Annotated in this window: 16 protein-coding genes; 10 read left to right on the top strand and 6 right to left on the bottom strand. The window is 29.4% G+C overall.

The genetic code is table 11. The features are described 5' to 3' along the window. Positions 1 to 3: 3 nt before the first annotated feature. Positions 4 to 1,872: an RNA polymerase sigma factor RpoD gene (rpoD, locus tag AJN60_RS06755; RefSeq protein ID WP_070252677.1), complete on the bottom strand. Its 1,869-nt coding sequence runs from the start codon at positions 1,870 to 1,872 to the stop codon at positions 4 to 6. A 79-nt stretch (positions 1,873 to 1,951) separates the two neighbouring features. Beyond that, positions 1,952 to 2,833, bottom strand: a complete 882-nt coding sequence (locus AJN60_RS06750) for a LysR family transcriptional regulator (protein WP_052949361.1) — start codon at positions 2,831 to 2,833, stop codon at positions 1,952 to 1,954. Between the two features lie 112 nt (positions 2,834 to 2,945). Between AJN60_RS06750 and AJN60_RS06745 the strand changes: the two genes are divergently transcribed. Further along, on the top strand, positions 2,946 to 4,043 hold the full coding sequence (locus AJN60_RS06745; RefSeq protein ID WP_070286142.1) for a YeiH family protein: 1,098 nt from the start codon (positions 2,946 to 2,948) through the stop codon (positions 4,041 to 4,043). 92 nt (positions 4,044 to 4,135) lie between these two features. Continuing rightward, complete coding sequence (locus AJN60_RS06740; protein WP_070286141.1) at positions 4,136 to 4,708, top strand: hypothetical protein; 573 nt, start codon at positions 4,136 to 4,138, stop codon at positions 4,706 to 4,708. Between the two features lie 15 nt (positions 4,709 to 4,723). Here the strand turns inward: AJN60_RS06740 and rsmG are convergent, their stop codons facing one another. Continuing rightward, entirely contained in the window at positions 4,724 to 5,290 is a 567-nt protein-coding gene (rsmG, locus tag AJN60_RS06735) for a 16S rRNA (guanine(527)-N(7))-methyltransferase RsmG (RefSeq protein WP_070286140.1), read from the bottom strand. Then, entirely contained in the window at positions 5,291 to 5,851 is a 561-nt protein-coding gene (gene ribA, locus AJN60_RS06730; RefSeq protein ID WP_052949365.1) for a GTP cyclohydrolase II, read from the bottom strand. 57 nt (positions 5,852 to 5,908) lie between these two features. On the opposite strand from ribA, the gene hemB reads away from it, so the two are divergent. Genes hemB through AJN60_RS06700 form a run of 6 tightly spaced genes read left to right on the top strand, consistent with a single transcriptional unit; the run spans position 5,909 to position 11,664 of the window. Beyond that, the gene (hemB, locus tag AJN60_RS06725) at positions 5,909 to 6,892 is read left to right on the top strand and encodes a porphobilinogen synthase (RefSeq protein WP_044793981.1); all 984 of its coding nucleotides are present in this window, start codon (positions 5,909 to 5,911) and stop codon (positions 6,890 to 6,892) included. Then, on the top strand, positions 6,889 to 7,809 hold the full coding sequence (gene argF / locus AJN60_RS06720; protein WP_070286139.1) for an ornithine carbamoyltransferase: 921 nt from the start codon (positions 6,889 to 6,891) through the stop codon (positions 7,807 to 7,809). Before hemB ends, argF begins: the two co-directional genes overlap by 4 nt. Continuing rightward, complete coding sequence (locus AJN60_RS06715; protein ID WP_038401374.1) at positions 7,806 to 8,297, top strand: DUF2603 domain-containing protein; 492 nt, start codon at positions 7,806 to 7,808, stop codon at positions 8,295 to 8,297. Before argF ends, AJN60_RS06715 begins: the two co-directional genes overlap by 4 nt. Next, positions 8,284 to 9,639 (top strand): oxygen-independent coproporphyrinogen III oxidase, encoded by a 1,356-nt coding sequence (gene hemN / locus AJN60_RS06710; RefSeq protein WP_002861729.1) that lies wholly within the window; start codon positions 8,284 to 8,286, stop codon positions 9,637 to 9,639. The genes AJN60_RS06715 and hemN overlap by 14 nt, the downstream gene beginning before the upstream one ends. A gap of 1 nt (position 9,640) precedes the next feature. Next, positions 9,641 to 10,906, top strand: a complete 1,266-nt coding sequence (locus AJN60_RS06705; protein ID WP_053872888.1) for a (Fe-S)-binding protein — start codon at positions 9,641 to 9,643, stop codon at positions 10,904 to 10,906. Beyond that, the gene (locus AJN60_RS06700; protein WP_072223883.1) at positions 10,903 to 11,664 is read left to right on the top strand and encodes a DUF5416 family protein; all 762 of its coding nucleotides are present in this window, start codon (positions 10,903 to 10,905) and stop codon (positions 11,662 to 11,664) included. The genes AJN60_RS06705 and AJN60_RS06700 overlap by 4 nt, the downstream gene beginning before the upstream one ends. Positions 11,665 to 11,666: 2 nt before the next feature. Here AJN60_RS06700 and AJN60_RS06695 read toward each other — a convergent pair whose 3' ends face one another. After that, positions 11,667 to 11,873, bottom strand: coding sequence for a hypothetical protein (locus AJN60_RS06695; RefSeq protein WP_070252669.1), 207 nt, complete (start codon positions 11,871 to 11,873; stop codon positions 11,667 to 11,669). Positions 11,874 to 12,104: 231 nt separating this feature from the next. Between AJN60_RS06695 and AJN60_RS06685 the strand changes: the two genes are divergently transcribed. Both AJN60_RS06685 and AJN60_RS06680 read left to right on the top strand, forming a co-directional pair. Beyond that, positions 12,105 to 13,325 carry an MFS transporter gene (locus tag AJN60_RS06685; protein ID WP_002861726.1) on the top strand — a complete coding sequence of 407 codons (1,221 nt, stop codon included), beginning with the start codon at positions 12,105 to 12,107 and terminating at the stop codon, positions 13,323 to 13,325. Position 13,326: 1 nt separating this feature from the next. Next, on the top strand, positions 13,327 to 14,478 hold the full coding sequence (locus AJN60_RS06680) for a M20 aminoacylase family protein (protein WP_052949369.1): 1,152 nt from the start codon (positions 13,327 to 13,329) through the stop codon (positions 14,476 to 14,478). Positions 14,479 to 14,481: 3 nt separating this feature from the next. On the opposite strand, the gene AJN60_RS06675 is transcribed toward AJN60_RS06680, so the two are convergent. Beyond that, positions 14,482 to 15,222: a YaaA family protein gene (locus AJN60_RS06675; protein WP_052857692.1), complete on the bottom strand. Its 741-nt coding sequence runs from the start codon at positions 15,220 to 15,222 to the stop codon at positions 14,482 to 14,484. Between the last annotated feature and the right edge of the window lie 60 nt (positions 15,223 to 15,282).

Raw genomic sequence — 15,282 nt, 5'->3', positions numbered from 1 at the left:
CTCTTACTTCCAACCTTCTATATAATTTTTTAGTTTTCTTCCTACTTTAGGGTGTTTGAGTTTTTTTATAGCTGAGCTTTCTATTTGTCTTACTCTTTCTCGAGTGACATTAAGCTCTTTCCCAATTTCTTCTAAGGTTCTATCGCTTTCATCATCCATTAAGCCAAAGCGCATTCGAATTACCGCTTTTTCCCTATCGTTTAATTGGTCTAAAACTTCATCAATTTGTTCTTTTAAATCATCCTTTAAGATATGATCCATTGGAGAAAGTGAATTTCTATCTTCAACAAAATCTCCAAATTTACCATCATCTTCATTTCCTATTGGAGCTTCAAGAGAAATTGGTTCTTTTGTAATTTTAATAACTTGTTTAACCTTATCTACGCTTAAACCTACTTCTTTAGCTATAACGCTGACATCAGGTTCTTTTCCATCTTTTTGTAGATGTTCGCGGATAATTTTGTTAATTTGATTGATGGTTTCTATCATGTGGATTGGAATTCTTATGGTTCTTGCTTGATCAGCTATAGCCCTTGAAATAGCTTGCCTGATCCACCAGGTTGCATAAGTGGAAAATTTATAACCCCTTTTGTATTCAAACTTATCCACAGCTTTCATCAAGCCTATATTCCCTTCTTGAATAAGATCTAAGAAAGGTAGACCACGATTTGTGTAGCGTTTAGCTATGCTTACAACAAGACGCAAGTTTGATTTTGCCATTCTTCCTTTTGCTTCATCAGAGATTTTTTTACCACGTTTAATTTGCTCTAAAATTTCTTTTAAACGTGATTTTTCAAGATCAAAGCTTTTTTCACTGGCTTCTTTAGTTTGAAATAGTTTTTTAATTTCCATATAAGTGCTTACCATGGTTGTTTCTAAAGCTCGCTCTGTGATTTCTTCTTTGCTCAATTTTGTAATATCTTTTAAAATATCTGCATGGCGTTTTTTAAGTTCATCAGAAAACATAGGTAAGCGGTATTCTAAACGCTTAAGTTCTTTGTCAAATTCTTCATCACTTTTTAGTGCAGTTTCCATTGATTTTACGATTTCACTAATAAGTTTTGAAGTAGGGCCTAGATCCATTAATTTTTCTTTTAAAATATTTTTTTTGAATGCAATGCTTAATTTATCTAAAAGCTCATCTCCACTTTCCTTGTCTTTGGATGTTTTTAGCCAATCTTTTTTAGCTTTTTCTAGAGCTTTAAATTTTTCTATAACTTTTAAAGTTCTTTCATCTTCTTTTTTGCTGTTTTTTTTAGTATTTTCTTCATCTGTTTCTAATTCTGTTTCGTTTTCTTCATCTTCGTCTATATCAAGTTCATCAAGTTTATCATCATTTTTTTCTTCATCGTCAAAGCTTTTAAATAATTCTTTTACTCTTCTTTCTCTGTTTATTAAAGGTTCTTTATAATCTAAAATAAAATCTATCAAATAAGGTACAGAACAAAAAGCATCAATGATAATATCTTCACCAAGTTCTATTTTTTTAGAAATTTCAATTTCTTCATCTTTGTTTAATAAAGCAATTTGTCCCATTTCTCTTAAATACATACGAACAGGAGAGTCTGATCTGCTCCATTCTAATAAATCGTTTTCATTGGCTAAATCAAATTCGTTCTCAAGGCTTGTATCTTGGAGTTTTTGTTTTTCTTCTTGAAGTCTTTTAGCATCTTCTATGTTTTTCATTTGTGCAATTTCAGCTGCTGAAAAAAGTTGCACTTTGTGTTTTTTCATTAATGCTTGCACTTTTTTAGCGGTTGATGCACTTGGTTGTTTTGTAAGATATTTTACCAATTTTTCATATGTGATATAATCTTTTGCATTTTCTTGAAATAATTCTTCTAATTCGGCTTCTTGAGTTTTGGCGTTCATTGATTGTCCTTGAAATTTATATAAGCTTTGGATTTTATCTAAAAATTGCTTAACTTTTTATATAAATCGGTTATTATGCTTATGATTTGAATATTTTTTCAAATTTTTCTAAAGCTCTGTTAAAATTATAATTTTTTCTTTTTAAGGTGTAAAATTTACGCTTTAGGTTGATATTTTTTAATTTGATTTCATAAAGTGTTGAATTTTTTAATTCTTTTTCTATGCTTTTTTTGGAAAAAATAGAGATTGCTTTTTTTTGTAAAACAAGTTCTTTAATCGCAGCCATTCTATCAAGCTCAAGAAAAATATTAAGTTTTTTTGAGCTTGCACCAATTTCGTTTAAAAATTTATCCCTTAAGCCTGAGCCTACTTCTCTTAAAATCCACTTTTGTTCTAAAAGTTCATCGATATAAAATTCTTTTTCATTGAGTTTTTTATCACTTGTGGCTACTATAAGTTCATCATCTTGCCAAAAATTTATTTCTAAATTTTCATACTCCGCTAAAGCTGGATCAAGTTCTGCTTCAATGATTGCAAATTCTATATTTCCGTTTTTTAGCAAATTTAAACATTCTTTTGAATTCTGCGTTTGAGAGTGAATTTCTATGTTTTTAAATTCTGCTTTAAAATCAAATAAAATAGGAGCTAAAAAATGTTCAGAAATGCTTTGAGTTGAGGCTATTTTTATTTCCCCTAAGAGCATACTTTCGTCGTTTAATTTTTCTAAGCTTTGGTAGTAGGCTTGTATAATTTTTAACCAATTTTTTCCTAGTTCTAAAGCTTTTGGTGTAGGTAAGAGTTTTTTTCCAAGTCTTTCAAATAAAATGCCATCAAATTTATTTTCTAAATTTTTAATTACTATTGAAACATTAGGTTGAGTTATGGAAAAATTGTTGGCTGTATGAGTTGGACTTTGAGTGTTTAAAAGATCTAAAAATATTTCCATATCTTTGATTTTCATGAGTGATTCCTTTATTTAATAAAAAAAAATTATTATAAAAATTAAAATAATATATTTTTATAATTTTAATAAAAAAAATATAATAACACAAAATTTAGAAAAAGGAAAATAAATGAAAACAAGTTTTTTAGCACATAGTATGGCTATAGTGCGTTCAAATTTTAAGGGTTTGCTTTTTACTGCTTGTATAGTGATTTTTGCTATGTATCTTTCTAGTGTTCAAAGTATCAAAGATACTACTCATTTGGCAGCGACTGCTTTTGCTATCATCATAGGAGTATTGCTTTCTCCTTGGTTTTTTAAATACCAACATCATTTTCAAGCTGGAGTGCATTTTAGTGCAAAAAAGCTTTTAAGACTCGGTATTGTTTTATATGGTTTTAATATCACTTTAACTGAGCTTTTAAGTGTAGGGTTGAAAGGGTTTTTGCTTTCTGTTATAGTGATATTTTTTGTTTTTATTATTGCTTTATTTGTAGGGATGAAAATTTTTAAACTCGATAAAGAAACTTCTATGCTTGTTGGAGCCGGAAGTGCGATTTGCGGTGCAGCGGCAGTTTTAGCACTAGAGTCAAGTTTAAAAAGTGATCCTTTTAAAGGAATTTTAGCTGTAGGTACGGTGGTGATTTTTGGACTTGTATTTATGTTCTTATATCCCATAGCTTTTTCTTTAAATCTTTTTCCTTTTTTTGATCAAAATGCTATGGGGGTTTTTATGGGGGCTACTTTGCATGAAGTGGCAAATGTTGCAGGTGCCGCTGAAATGGCAAAAGATATGGCAGGATTTGAGCAAGGTGCTTCTAATGTTGCAGTGATTATAAAAATGATGAGAGTGATTTTACTTGTGCCTTTTTTGCTTATAGTGACTTATTTTTTTGCTAAAAATCAGCATTCAAGCAGTGGAAAAACTGCAAAAAGTATCACTATCCCTTATTTTGCTTTTGCATTTTTAGGTATGATAGTTTTAAATACTTATCTAGCAAGTAAAGAAAATATTTTGGGTATTGCTACAAGTGATATTATTTCTTTGGGTAAAACACTTTGTACTTTATGTATTGTTTTTGCTATGGCAGCTTTAGGTTTACAAATTGACTTTAAAAAATTTTTAAAGAGTGGCTCTAGAGTATTTGGTTTGGCTTTTGTTTTAGGGCTTGTTTTGATTTTTGGAGGATATTTTTTAACTTTGACTTTTAAAGATATACTTTGGTAATAACAATTATTTTTTGAAAAAATTTATTTTTATTAATCAAGTGATAATATAATTATTTTTGTTTAATAAAATCTCATTTTGAAGGAGTTAAAATGAAAAAAATTGTTTTAAGTATTTTAAGTTCTTGTTTATTAGCATCTGCTTTAAGTGCCGTATCTTTTAAAGAAGATAGTTTAAAAATATCTTTTGAAGGGTATAAAACTAAGGATATGGTAGGAGTAGAAGGTGAATTTAAGAATGTAGAATATAAATTTTCTAAAAATGCAAAGGATTTTGCAAGTTATCTTAAAGGAGCTAAAGCTACTATAAAGCCAAGTAATGCTTTTATGGGTGAAGGCAATGATGTTATAACTAATAATATCACAAAAGTGTTTTTTCCTACTTTATTGGGAAATGCAGACATTAAAGTTGTTTTCCAAGATGTGATTGTAGGTGAAAACAAAGGCGTTATTTCAGCAAAAATTACCATGGATAAAAAAAGTACTATTGTACCTTTAACTTATACTATCAAAGATAATAAATTTGAAGCTAAAGGGCAGCTTGATTTGCATACTTTTAAAAATGGTTCTAAAGCATTAAAAGCATTAAGTGATGCTGCTCCAGGACATGGTGGAATCTCTTGGCCTTTGGTTGATATCAGTTTTAATGCTGATTTAGCAGAATAAAAAGTAGCCTTAGGGCTACTTTAAAATACAGTATTTTCTTAAATTATTTTCAAAAATTTCATAATTTTTTATATTTTTAAGTTCTTGATAAATTTCACTGCCTTTCCATAAAATAAAAATTGTATTTTCATCTTTTAGATTTTTGCAAATTTCAAGCAAAGGCTTGACATCCATTAAGGCTCTTGAAGTGATGATATCGGCTTTAAAGGTATTTTTACATTCTTGAACTTTTTCTTTGTAAATATGTAAATTTGAAACTTCGCATTCTATTTTTAGTGTCCGTAAAAAGGCAGCTTTTTTGGGATTGGGTTCGAAAAGGTGAAAATTGCTTTGCAGCAAAAAGGCTAAAAATACAGCTGGAAATCCTGCGCCACTTCCTATATCGGCAATATTTTTTGCTTTAGAAAAATCATAAAAATCTAAAATTTTAATACTATCAAAGATATTTTCATCTATATTTTTTAAATGAGTAAGATTGTGAATGCGGTTAAATTTAGATAATAATTCTTTATAAATTTTTATTTTTTCTTCAAAGTTTTTTAAATCATAGTTTTGTATAAAATCATAATCTTTAAAAATCATTTATTTAAGATGTCCCATTTGAGTTTGTTTTATGTTTAAATACTCTGCATTAAAACGATTAGGTTCTATTAAAATCGGTATGCGTGTGATGATTTTTTTTTTAATAGAATCTAGCTTTTCAGGGTTATTTGTAAGTAAATTAACCTTAGAAATTTCATAGTATTTGAGTATAAATTCTACAATTTCATAAGTTCTCTCATCGGCTTTAAAGCCAAGCTGATGATTTGCTTTAATCGTATCAAAACCTTTATCTTGTAAAGCATAAGCATTAACCTTGTTAAAAAGTCCTATACCTCTTCCTTCTTGTCTAAGATAAATCACCATTCCGCCGTTTTTTTCTATATATTTGAGTGAAAATTCAAGCTGTTCTCCGCAGTCACATTTTAAACTTCCTAAAGCATCTCCTGTTAAGCACTCTGAATGAATTCTTAGATTGAGTGTGTCTTTTGGAGTATTTTTAAATATACATAAATGTTCTTTATCATTTTCTTTAAAACTTTGTATTTGGAAATTTCCCCATTTGCTAGGTAAATTCGCAATTTCTGAAATTTTTATTTTCATTTACTACTCTCTATAATCAAATTTATGTTAAGATTTTAGCAAAAAAAGGACAAAAAAATGTTTAAAAGATTTAGAAGATTAAGGTTTAATGAAAACTTAAGATCTATGGTAAGGGAAAATTCTTTAAGTGTAAATGATTTGATTTATCCGCTTTTTGTGGTTAATGGAACAGGGATAAAAAAAGAAATTTCTTCTATGCCCGATGTGTTTCAAATGAGTTTAGATGAAATTTTAAAAGAGTGTCAAAATGTAGTCAACTTAGGCATTAAAGCCATTATACTTTTTGGCGTTTTGGAAAATGAGAAAAAAGACAGTTGTGGAAGCGATGCTTTAGATGATGAAGGGCTTGTTGCAAGAAGTATAAGAGAGATTAAAAAAAATTTTCCAGATCTTTTTGTAATTAGCGATCTTTGTTTTTGTGAATACACAGATCACGGGCATTGTGGGTTTATCGATCCAAAAACAAAAAGCGTAGATAATGATGCCACTTTAGAAATTTCAGCCAAACAAGCCTTAGTTCACGCAAGAGCAGGGGTAGATATGATAGCACCTAGTGGGATGATGGATGGTATTATCACTACTTTGCGTGAAGCTTTAGATAAAGAAGGTTTTGAAAATTTGCCTATAATGGCGTATTCTACTAAATTTGCATCAAGTTATTATGGGCCATTTCGAGATGTAGCAGAGTCAGCTCCAAGTTATGGAGATAGAAAAAGCTATCAAATGGATTTTGCTAATGGTAAAGAAGCTTTAGAAGAAAGTTTGGAAGATGAAACGCAAGGAGCTGATATTTTGATGGTAAAACCTGCTCTTGCTTATCTTGATGTGGTTAAGGAAATATCTCTTCATTCTAACTTGCCTTTGTGTGTTTATAATGTAAGCGGAGAATATGCTATGCTAAAGGCAGCTAAAAATGCGGGAGTGATTGATTATGAAAAAATCTTATATGAAACTATGATAGCTTTTAAAAGAGCAGGGGCAAAGCTTATCATCACTTATCATGCCAAAGAATTAGCTAAAATGTTAAAAGGAGAAAAATGAAACATTTTTTAACTTTAAGAGATTTTTCTAAGGAGGAAATTTTAAGCCTTGTAAATCATGCTAGCGAGCTTAAAAAAGAGCCTAAAAAACTTTTACAAGATAAAACTTTAGCAATGATTTTTGAGAAAAATTCTACAAGAACAAGAATGGCTTTTGAATTAGCCATAACAGAGCTTGGCGGAAAGGCTTTATTTTTAAATAGCAATGATTTACAACTTAGTCGTGGCGAGCCTATAAAGGATACAGCTAGGGTGATAGGGGCGATGGTTGATTTTGTTATGATGAGAGTCAATAAACATGAAACTTTACTCGAATTTGCAAGATATTCTAAAGCCCCTGTGATCAATGCTTTAAGCGAGCTTTATCACCCTACTCAGGTTTTAGGAGATTTGCTTACTATCAAAGAATGGAATAAGATGCAAAATGGTATAGCAAAAGTTGCTTTTATCGGAGATAGTAACAATATGTGCAATTCTTGGCTTATTGCAGCTGCGATTTTGGGCTTTGAATTTAGTATAGCTATACCAAAAAACTATAAAATTAGCCCTGAAATTTGGGAATTTGCTATGAAACAGGCTTTGATTTCAGGAGCTAAAATTTCCTTAAGTCATGATAAATTTGAAGCCTTAAAGGATAAAGATGTAGTCATCACCGATACTTGGGTTTCCATGGGTGAAGAGAATGAAAAAGAACGCAAGATTAAAGAATTTGAAGGATTTATGATCGATGAAAAGGCTATGAGCATTGCCAATAAAGACGCGATATTGCTTCATTGTTTGCCTGCTTATAGGGGTTATGAAGTGAGTGAAGAAATTTTTGAAAAACATGCAGATGTGATTTTTGAAGAAGCAAGAAATCGCCTTTATGTGGTAAAAGCCTTGCTTTGCTTTTTGGATAATCAGAGAGGAAGAGAATGAAAGAGCTAGAAAAGTATAGCATTTGCTTAAAACGCATTGATGAATTTAGTCAAAATCTAGGAATAAAGAAAAAAGATAGAACGATTTTTAAAATGAAGCAAAGCGAGAATGAAAACGAAAAATGTTTAGTTCTTGAAAATGGAAGTTTTGATTCTCCTGAGCCTTGGTTTGTGATCGATGAAAACGATGAAATTCACACTTTGCTTTCTTTACAAAGTCTTAAGAATATACTTGAAAGTTTAAAACAAAGTCAAAAAGAGAATTTTGAATTGCGTTTAGAAAAGGCGATTTATCAACAAATTCCTGTAGATTTTAACGATGTTTGGACGGTTGCTATGGATGAGATCAAGCAAAAGGCGCAAAATGGCACCATGGAAGTTAGTATTGATCTTGAAAAATTAATTTCTAAAATCAAACAAGAGCATCCAAATTTATTTGTAGATATGCAAGCGATGATAGAAAGGGTAAACCAAAATGAGAGATTATAAAGCTTTTGTAAAATACTCTAAAGCAGGACCACGCTACACTTCTTATCCTACAGCAGTAGAGTTTAATGCAAATTTCAAATACGAAGAATATATAGAAATTTTAAAAAAGCAAGATAGATCTTTATCGCTTTATTTTCATTTACCATTTTGTAGGAGTGCCTGTTATTTTTGTGGTTGCAATGTTATTTATACAGCCAAAGAAGAGAGTAAAGAAAGGTATTTAACTTATATTTTTAAAGAGCTTGATATTTTAAGTACTATTTTAGATACTAAAAGAGAAGTGGTGCAAATGCACTTTGGGGGCGGAACTCCAACTTTTTTTAGTGCTAAACAACTTCAAAATTTGATTTTAAAAATCAGATCTATTTTTAGAAATTTTTCTAAAGATGCAGAGATTAGCTGTGAGATCGATCCGCGTTTTTTAAATGACGAACAAGCCACAGTTTTAACACAAAATGGCTTTAATCGTATCAGCTTTGGAGTGCAGGATTTTGATGAAAAAGTTCAAAAAGAAATTCATCGCATCCAGCCTTTTGAATTAACACAAAATGCTTTAAATCTTGTAAGAAGTAAAGGCATAAAGTCTGTAAATATGGATTTAATTTATGGTTTGCCTTATCAAAATTTACAAAGCTTTACACAAACTTTAGAAAAAGTTATGCTTTTAAATCCTGATCGTTTGGCGATTTTTAATTACGCTCATGTGCCTTGGCTTAAGAAAAATATGAGAAAATTTGATGAAAATACCTTGCCAAGTCCTGATGTTAAACTTGAAATTTTAGAATTTTGTGAGAATTTTTTGAGTAAAAACGGCTATAAAATGATAGGTATGGATCATTTTGCAAAAGAAAATGATGAGCTTTTTAAAGCTTTAGAAAATGGAACTTTACATAGAAATTTCCAAGGTTATACTACTAAAGGTGGTGCTGATTTAGTCGGTGTTGGGCTTACAAGTATAGGCGAAGGACAAAGACATTATGCGCAAAATTTTAAAGATATGTCAAGTTATGAGGCTGCATTAGATAGAGGAGTTTTGCCTTTTGAAAGAGGCGTAGCTTTAAGCGATGATGATGAGCTTAGAAAAGCAGTGATTATGGAGTTAATGGCAAATTTTAAGCTTGATATCAAGTCAATAGAAAAAGAATTTTGCATTGATTTTCAGGAGTATTTTAAAGAGGATTTAAAAGCTTTAGAAGAATACAAAGATTTTATTAATTTTGATGAAAATTTTATCAAAGTCAATGAAACAGGTGTTTTGCTTATAAGAAATATTGCTATGTGTTTTGATGCTTATATGAAAAACATTAGTGAAGATAAAAAAGTATTCTCAAAAACGGTGTAAGATGAAATTTAGTCAAATAAGTGATGCTTGTGTTAAATGTGGCAAATGTATACCTGTTTGTACTATACATGAAGAAAATCGCGATGAAATTACCAGTCCAAGAGGATTTTTAGATCTTTTATCTGCTTATAAAGAGGGAATTCTAGAGCTTGATAAAGAAGCTAAGAAAGTTTTTGAATCTTGTTTTTTATGTACCAATTGTGTTGAAGTATGTCCAAGTAAATTAAGAGTAGATAATGCCATAGAAGAAGTTCGTTATGACATAGCTAAAAAATTTGGTATAGCTTGGTATAAAAAACTTATTTTTTTCTTTTTAAGAAGACGCACAATTTTAGATTTGGTAGCTAAGCTTGGCTATGTGTTTCAAAGTTGTGCGTTTAAAATTCAAAATGAGAATGAAAATACAGGTATGAAGGCAAGATTTTCCATGCCTTTTGTTAAAAAGGGAAGATTACTTACAAGTTTTAATAAAAAAAGTTTCTTAAATTCTAATCCAAAATTTATCAATAATGATGGAGAAAAAACAATAGGTTTTTTTGTAGGTTGTTTGGCGAATTATTTTTACATAGATACGGCTAATGCAGTGCTTAAAATCACTAGGGAATTAAAAATCAATGTGGATTTGATGAAAGAACAAGTGTGTTGTGGAGCGCCGCAATTTTTTACGGGTGATTTTAAAAGTGTTGAAGTTTTGGCTAAAAAAAATATTGAGTATTTTGAAAAAAAATTAGAAAAATTAGATGCTATTATAGTTCCTGAGGCCACTTGTTCGGCTATGTTAAAGATAGATTATGAACATTTTTTTATAATGCAAAATGATTTAGACTGGGCAAAACGCGCAAAATGTGTGTCATCTAAGATATATATGGCTAGCGAGTATTTTTATAAATTTACTTCTTTGGAAGAAATTTTAAAAACAAAAAATAAATTTAATTATAGCATTACTTATCACGATCCTTGCCATGCAAGAAAAATGCAAGGGGTTTTTAAAGAGCCAAGAGAACTTTTAAAAACAAATTATCATTTTGTAGAAATGAGTAATTCTAATACTTGTTGCGGTTTTGGCGGGGTGAGTATGCAAACGGATTATTATGATAAAGCCTTAAGTGTAGGGCTTAAAAAAGCACAAATGATCGATGAAAGTAAGGCTAGTGTGGTAAGCGCCGAGTGTTCAGCTTGTAGAATGCAAATTTCAAATGCATTAGAACAAAATTCAAGCAAGGTTGTTTTTGCCAGTCCTTTAGAACTTATAGCAAAAGCTTTGTGATGATGAAGATAGTATTTAAAGGCAAAAGTTCCGAATATGAAATTCAAAGATCGTGCTTTTGTGTTGATGCTTTTGTGATTAAAGATAAGATTGAAGAACGAGATGGTGTTGATTTTATCACTTCAAATATAGAGCTTTTGGAATTTAGTGATGACAGTTTTACTTTTGAAGAAATTGTAAAACATTTTAATATTTGTAATAGTGAAGATATGATTATCGTTGAAGATTTTGACATGAAATCAAACAAAGATAATCAAAACCAAGAAGATAATATAGAACATGACATCTTAAAATCCGAAAAAATAATACATGAAAACACAAAACAAATAAGTATGCAATTTAAAAATTTAAAATTTTTTTCAAGAATTTTTAAAAATGAAAATTTTCTTTCTGATTTTAAAGAAAGCAAGCAAGAAGTTGTTGCTATCAAAAAACATGAAAAACTTGAAATTTTTAAAAATTTATCTCAAGAAGATCAAGAAATTAGTTTTGTTAAAATTGAAATTTTAAATTATGATAGTAATGAAGATAGTTTAAGTTTTAATCTTGATATATTTCCAAGCGGTATGAGCTATAAGTATGGAATTTTAAAAGGTTCTATGCATATTATTTTACAAGGTAAAACTTCTAGTACGATGCTTTTTCCGTTTTTAAAAAGCATGATTTATAAAAATAAAAGCGAAAATTCAAGTGAAAAAATTTTTACTTTAATGATAAATCAGAAAAAGCACTATAAACTTATCGCAAATCTTTCTTAGTTTTATTTTATTATATTTTCTATATTAGAGCGATTTTTTTCAATTAAAGAGCGATTTTTTTGAGTTGTTTCTTTAAGATCGGCTATATCTTCTTTCATATTTTGTATATTTTTGTTGAGTAATTTTATCTTTTTTTCATAGCGAGTAACGATGATAAAGACTACAAATAAAAATATAATAATCAAAAAAATAAATGCTAAAAATTCCATATTTTTCCTTTTTAAAACTAGATTTTGAAATATATCATTTAAATACTTCAAAAAACTTTTATGGGTTTTTATTTTGTATTTTAGTTTTTTTATCTTTAAACTTATATATAAATTTTCAAAAAGTAACAAAAAAATATATAAAAAAATAATTAAATTAAAAAATAATCAAAGATAATAAATATCTCATTTTTTTATGTTATATTTTAATAAATATCCAAAAAGGATTTTAATATGGAAAAATCACTTTTATTTCATTTTAGACGTATTGGAGTTGAATTTATCATTTTTAGTGTTTATGCTGTTTTTAGTATCTCTTGGGCAGCAACAGGGTCTTTAATGCCCTTGATTTCAAATGATCTTGCCTTAAATACTCAGCAAGCTACTTTAATCACTAGCATGATAGTAGTTGCGAAAATTTTTGGTGCTTCATTTACTGCTTTTTTGGTTTATAAATTCGGATTAAAAAAGGGATATTTTTTAGGCTGTATTTTAATGAGTTCGGGTATCTTTTTAAGTTTTGTAGATAGTTATAGCGGTATTTTGATTATAAGATTTTTAACAGGGCTTGGTTCAGCTTGTGCTTTAGTTTGCTTAGTGCCTATTGCACAACAATGGTTTGAAAAAAAAGCTTTACATTTTGTAATTAGTTTTAATATGACTTCAAATTTGGTAGGCATTACCCTAGGACTTGTTTTAGCTGAAAGTATCTCAAATTATTTTGGAAATTGGAGAGATTCTTTATCATTTTATGCTTGGATTAATTTGATTTTATTGATTTTGTGGCTTTTTGTAGGTAAAGATGAGAATAAAAAAGAAGAAAAAAAGAATAATGCAAAAGATCTTATTTATGCTCTAAAATCTCGTGTTACTTGGGGTATGATTATTTTTTACATAGGGCCTATTTTATTTTTAAATTCTCTTTTTACTTTTTTACCAACTTTTTATGCGCAATATGCGGGTTTTAGTAAAGAATTAGCTGATTTTGCTAAAAAAGAAATTCCAGCCTTGGCTAATTTTGCTATTATTTTTGGTCCTTATCTTGGATTATTTTTTAAAAGAAAAAATATTTCTTTTAAAATAATGTTATTGTCTGGAGGAGCGTGTATTTTTATATGCGGATTTTGTATGTTGTTTTTACAAAATTTAGTATTGATACAGATTTTTGCTGTGTTATCAGGCATTTTTTATTCTATGTGGTTTCCGTTTTTCTTTAATCTACCTTCAGAATTAAAAAATTCCAATCCAAATCAAACTGCTTATATTATGAGTGCTTTTTGGAGTATTACCTTTGTTATACTATCATTTAACCTATGGGTAGTATCTTGGAGTGTTGATAAAACCCATAGTTTTACTTTGGGTTTTGTTTATATTTTTGCTTTGATTTTTATTTCAGCGATCTTAGCACAATTTGTTTTACCTAGAAGAGAAAATTTTATACAAGGAGAAAAATAGAATGAATTTAATTCCAGAAATACTAGACTTACAAGGCGAATTTGAAAAAATTCGTCATCAAATTCATGAAAATCCTGAGCTTGGTTTTGATGAATTATGTACTGCAAAATTAGTGGCACAAAAATTAAAAGAATTTGGTTATGAGGTTTATGAAGAAATAGGAAAAACAGGCGTTGTTGGGGTTTTAAAAAAGGGAAATAGCGATAAAAAAATAGGACTTCGTGCAGATATGGATGCTTTGCCTTTACAAGAATGCACAAATTTGCCTTATAAAAGCAAAAAAGAAAATGTAATGCATGCTTGCGGTCATGATGGACATACTACTTCTTTATTGCTTGCTGCAAAATATTTAGCAAGTCAGAATTTTAATGGCACTCTAAATCTTTATTTTCAACCTGCTGAAGAGGGTTTGGGTGGTGCTAAGGCAATGATAGAAGATGGATTGTTTGAAAAATTTGATAGTGATTATGTTTTTGGATGGCACAATATGCCTTTTGGTAGCGATAAGAAATTTTATCTTAAAAAAGGTGCGATGATGGCTTCTTCGGATAGTTATAGTATTGAAGTTATTGGAAGAGGTGGTCATGGAAGTGCTCCAGAAAAGGCAAAAGATCCTATTTATGCTGCTTCTTTACTTGTGGTGGCTTTACAAAGCATAGTATCTCGCAATGTTGATCCCCAAAATTCAGCAGTTATAAGCATAGGAGCTTTTAATGCAGGGCATGCTTTTAATATCATTCCAGATATTGCAACGATTAAAATGAGTGTTAGAGCATTAGATAATGAAACTAGAAAGCTAACTGAAGAAAAAATTTATAAAATTTGTAAAGGTATTGCACAGGCTAATGATATAGAGATTAAAATCAATAAAAATGTTGTTGCACCAGTGACTATGAACAATGATGAAGCTGTGGATTTTGCTAGTGAGGTTGCAAAAGAATTATTTGGCGAAAAAAATTGTGAATTTAATCATCGTCCTTTAATGGCAAGTGAGGATTTTGGATTTTTTTGCGAAATGAAAAAATGTGCCTATGCTTTTTTAGAAAATGAAAACGACATTTATTTACATAATTCTAGTTATGTTTTTAATGATAAGCTTTTAGCTAGGGCTGCAAGTTATTATGCGAAGCTAGCTTTAAAATACTTAAAATAAAAACTAATCTAGAATTTCAAGCACAATTTCTTCCTTTAAACCTTTGATTTGAATTTCTTTGAGTTTTAGGTTTGAAGGAAGGTTTGCTAAAAGCTCTTTATTGTTTTTTACTTGGTTTTTTGCACTTATGGAGAGTAAAATTCCCCTATAAGCTTTAGCAAAATGACTGATGACTTTACCATTTTTTACAAATTTATAAGTATAAAATTTCTTTTTTGGGGTGTAGAATTTATCATAAAATCCCGCTCTAAGATCAAGTATTTCTTCATTTTCTAAGTACTCATCTAAGGCTTTACTAAAATGTTCTTTATAAAATTTCTCTATGGTAAAATTTCCTATTTTAGCCCCTTGCTTGAATTTATAAAAGGGTAGGGTATCATTAGCTCTTACAACGCCAAAAAGATTAGAAAATATAAGAGTATTTTCTAAAATATAAGCTTGGCTTTTTTTATCTAAGGCTTTAAAATTAAGATATTCATAACTTACCCCAGTGTAAAGCATTATAGCTTCTTGGGTGGGAGCTTGTTTTAAGTCGTGTTTAAATTTATCAATTTCATTTTCGTTTTTAATGCCAAAAAGTTCTTGTAAATTCTGTAAACTTGCGTTTTTGATAAATTCTTCATAATGCTTTAAAGCTTCCATTCTATAAGGAAATAATTCTTTAAATATAAATGAGTTTTCATTGATGGGATTTTTTACGCAATTTGCATTTTTGCTTTCACTAGGGGAGAATAAAATTTTCATTTTAGCCTTTTTTGTTAATATTATGAAAACATTAAGAGCAAAGAATTTAATCTTGCTTTT

The sequence above is a fragment of the Campylobacter sp. BCW_4323 genome, from assembly GCF_001763115.1.
GTDB lineage: Bacteria > Campylobacterota > Campylobacteria > Campylobacterales > Campylobacteraceae > Campylobacter_D > Campylobacter_D jejuni.
This window is presented reverse-complemented; position numbering and strand designations above follow the sequence as displayed.